Genomic DNA, 3,594 nt, shown 5'->3' with positions numbered 1-3,594 from the left:
GGGAATGAGTTTTTCCTTTCTGCTGGCATACAACGTATCATTAATCACGATACACACTTGGTCGTTTCCGGCTCTGAATCTGGGCACGATGTAGCCACCTGAAAAGCCCGTCACCGATTCAGCATCGAAAGGAAAGAAAGATTGTTTCATGTTCCACTCCTTATCAAAGAAGGCTACTAAGTGCGATTTCTGATATTCTCTTTTGTAGGTTCCCCAATATCCGTTGGATACACCTATAAAGTTGGATATACTATCTTTGGGGTATTCGCTGACGAAAGTCCCGTCCGGCTTATATAATTTAGTCTTATTAGGAGTAGCAACATAAATCAACTCTTTTTCTTCATCAAAAAAGCGGGAAAAGATGTCGGCATATTCTTCAGGTCCATTTCCCTTCCTGTCCATCACAGAAAGAAAAGAACCGTTTTCGGCATTAAAGAAATAAAAACTCGTCTTATCTCCGATAACTATGTACTTTGGAGTCACATTAAGCAGGTACGCATTAGCACTCAACAGGCATTTATCATTCGTTTCCAGCCGGATCGTTTTCGGATTTTTGAAAAGAGACTGATATTGTGCCGAAGTGTAGTCCGCATCAAAGTGTTCGACGCCTTTATCAATACTGACTGTAGAAACCTGTTCATGTGAACCTTTTTCTCCGGAACAAGCCGTGAGAAGAAAAAGAGAGATGCTGAGAAAGGAAATACAAGAGTGTCGCATATTGTTTTTTGTTATGTTGTAAGTTGGGCAAATTTATAAAAAAAACGAATATACAAGATGTTATCTTAGAAAAATGAGAAGAATAAAAAAAAGAAAAAAGAAAAGTCGGAAAAACCAACCCAAATACTTGACTTCGCCTTTCTGATGTAGTATCTTTGTAGAGCTTTAAAAAACTGAATTTTAATATTAAACCTAAAACCTTAGCAAATGGCAAAACTGATTCTTTCTTTCTCCGAATTGGCCGGTATGTATTTCCCCGGTTGTTCCACTCCGAAAAATGCGGTAAGATCTTTACAACGAAGCATTAAAAGGTGTACAAATCTGGCGACTGCTTTAGTTGAAACGGGCTATCAGCCTTATAATCATCGCTGGCTCTCTCCCAAGCAATACGGGCTGATAATAGAGAATCTGGGTGATCCATTCCCGGAATAATAATAGACAATAAATAGGAAAGGCGGTAATTCTTCATAAGAATCACCGCCTTTTTTGTTGATATTTATCAAATTTAGGCTTAAAAGAGGCTTTTTACGTTTTTAATAAACGTTGAACACATTCTTTAAAAACGTTCCCATTATTCTTTAAAAACGAATAACAGGAAGCTGAACAAGGCAGAAAAACGCCTATAATTTGTCTATATTTGAGACTATGATATATTCTATTTCACTTAGCGTAAACGAGCTTTACATTTTCACAATACCTGACATATAGCGTGAACTGATAATCAAAAAACGACTTTAAATTCTACGATAAACTTCATCAAACGGTACTCTGCACCGTTCTCCCCAGATTCCTTTATTTCCGTCCCGTATTCCACAGGGGATAACCATATTTATTTCAGCACCACGAGGCAATTTCAGTATCCTTTTTAGCCGACGGCTATCCAAACCTTCCAGAGGACAAGTGTCATACCCTTCGTTTGCCATAGCAATCATAAACGTTTGGGCAGCGAGTGCACAAGATTTATGGGCAGTCACACGCATATCATTTTCGGAGACTTCGAGCATCATCGGGCGGAAAATGCTGATGATATTAACCAGCAGTTTTCTGAATAATCCCAAGATTCCGAAGAAACGGGCATAAACAAACGGCATCAATTTGCCATAGTATAATTCCCGGTCTTTGATGCGTTTGGCCTGACGCTCTTTCGGACTGTAACGCCGGATATTCTCCCGTTCAAAATCAAGCACAAACCGCGCATGTTTCCTGTACCAATCACGCCGCACCACGAAAACAACTATTTGTGAAGCTGTAGAAGTAGCTTTCTGATCGAGACAGGCTCTTGAAACCTTTGTCAGCAATTCGGGCTGAGTGATATGATAGAACTCCCACAACTGCATATCCGAGCTGTTGGGAGCTAATGTTGCCAATTCCAGATAATGTTTTATTCTTTCCGGATCTATCAGTTTTGTTCTATCATACGCTCGCACAGAGCGACGATAATGGAGGACTTCGTCTAAATTCATAATGCTGTAAAATGTTATAATATTATTATACTTTTCCTTAGAGCTAAAAAACTTCAGGATACTTATAGAATTAATTCTATAGTATAAGATTAAAAACATCCCCATAAGCTAATTGTTCCTCAACCAACCGGACTTTTCGTGTAATCAGAATGATCGATGTGCTGTATATCACTAATTCGTGATGCTTTCCCAAACCAGTTTATTGTCCCGTTATGAATTTGGTTATTTTTCACCATTGTGTGAATGGCCGAAACAGACTATTTTTGCAAAAAATTAATCATTCATAATCTATTAAGCAATGAAAAGTAATACTATTTGTCAAGTAATTCTTGCAGGAAGCATCATATTGGCTTCTTGCCAATCTAACAATTCTGCCAAGCAAGATGAGTCTCAACAAACAATGAACGAAACAGTTATGAACAAAGTTACAGATTGCAAAATCAGTGCGGGAAACATCACTTTCACTAATGCCATCAATGGAGCTGAAAATTGCGTGAAACTGTTTGATGATGGTGCATTGGAATTCCATTGTGCCGAAGGACTGGATTTCTTCAGTGACCCGAATGGAAAACTGTCAAATACAACGCTTCCTATTCTGCTTGTCCCCGTTGAGAACACGAAACCTTTTACGTTAATAGCCAAGGTTACTCCGGAGTTTACAACAGAGGGATTGTATAATGCAGCCGACCTTTTTGTCTATTCTTGTGATTCACTTTGGCAGAAATTGGCATTTGAACAGGATGAATACGGTAACCACCGTATTGTTACAGTAAGAACACAAGGAACATCCGATGACAATAATCATGATAAATTAGATGTTTCATCTGTTTACCTGAAAATTTCATCTGATACAAAAACCATTGCCAGCTATTATTCCATCGATAAGAAAAGATGGAACATGGTTCGTCTATACAAGAATTGTTATCCAAAGAACATCTATTTGGGCATCAGTAGCCAGTGTCCTCAAAAAGGCAGCTGCACAAGTCGTTTTGAAGAAATTTCTTTGTCTCACGATAATGTTAGCGATTTCCGCTTGGGAGAATAAGCCATTATATATTGAAGGTGGAATTCTTAAAATGACATGACAAAAGCCGCAGAATATTTCTACTTTCTGAAAAAGCTTATGATTTAAGTATAGTTTTGGAATCAATTGATAACAAAGAAAAGAATCTTGCTCTTATCTTTAAAAGTTATAAGAAAGAGCAAGTTCTATCGATTTTCACAAAGCGCTTTAAATCATCCATTTACAACTTTTCTCAGAAAAACCCACTCCAAGGCATCAAAAGAGTACAATACTTCCCGCACTACATCCTATCTTTGCAATGTCATCAGAAATAAATGATGGCAAGTAAACCCTATTTTTTTTAACCAATTAAACTTTAATTATTATGGCTTTAGAGTATGTAGTGACCAA

Annotated in this window: 4 protein-coding genes; 2 read left to right on the top strand and 2 right to left on the bottom strand. The window is 37.7% G+C overall.

Translation table 11 applies throughout. The features are described from left to right. On the bottom strand, positions 1-717 hold a 717-nt coding region (locus Q1V93_RS08775; protein ID WP_300663843.1), incomplete at its 3' end, for a 6-bladed beta-propeller. A gap of 207 nt (positions 718-924) precedes the next feature. On the opposite strand from Q1V93_RS08775, the gene Q1V93_RS08770 reads away from it, so the two are divergent. Further along, positions 925-1,149, top strand: coding sequence for a DUF4248 domain-containing protein (locus Q1V93_RS08770; RefSeq protein ID WP_007214061.1), 225 nt, complete (start codon positions 925-927; stop codon positions 1,147-1,149). A 302-nt stretch (positions 1,150-1,451) separates the two neighbouring features. Here the strand turns inward: Q1V93_RS08770 and Q1V93_RS08765 are convergent, their stop codons facing one another. Beyond that, a complete protein-coding gene (locus tag Q1V93_RS08765) occupies positions 1,452-2,180 on the bottom strand; it encodes a nitroreductase family protein (protein ID WP_300663842.1) in 729 nt (242 codons plus the stop codon). Between the two features lie 298 nt (positions 2,181-2,478). Between Q1V93_RS08765 and Q1V93_RS08760 the strand changes: the two genes are divergently transcribed. Further along, positions 2,479-3,225: a DUF1349 domain-containing protein gene (locus Q1V93_RS08760; protein WP_300663841.1), complete on the top strand. Its 747-nt coding sequence runs from the start codon at positions 2,479-2,481 to the stop codon at positions 3,223-3,225. Positions 3,226-3,594 lie beyond the last annotated feature (369 nt).

Source organism: Fluviicola sp. (genome assembly GCF_030151805.1).
Classification (GTDB): Bacteria; Bacteroidota; Bacteroidia; order Flavobacteriales_D; family Crocinitomicaceae; genus Fluviicola.
The sequence above is the reverse complement of the archived record's forward strand: the minus strand, read 5'-3'. Positions and strand labels throughout refer to the sequence as shown.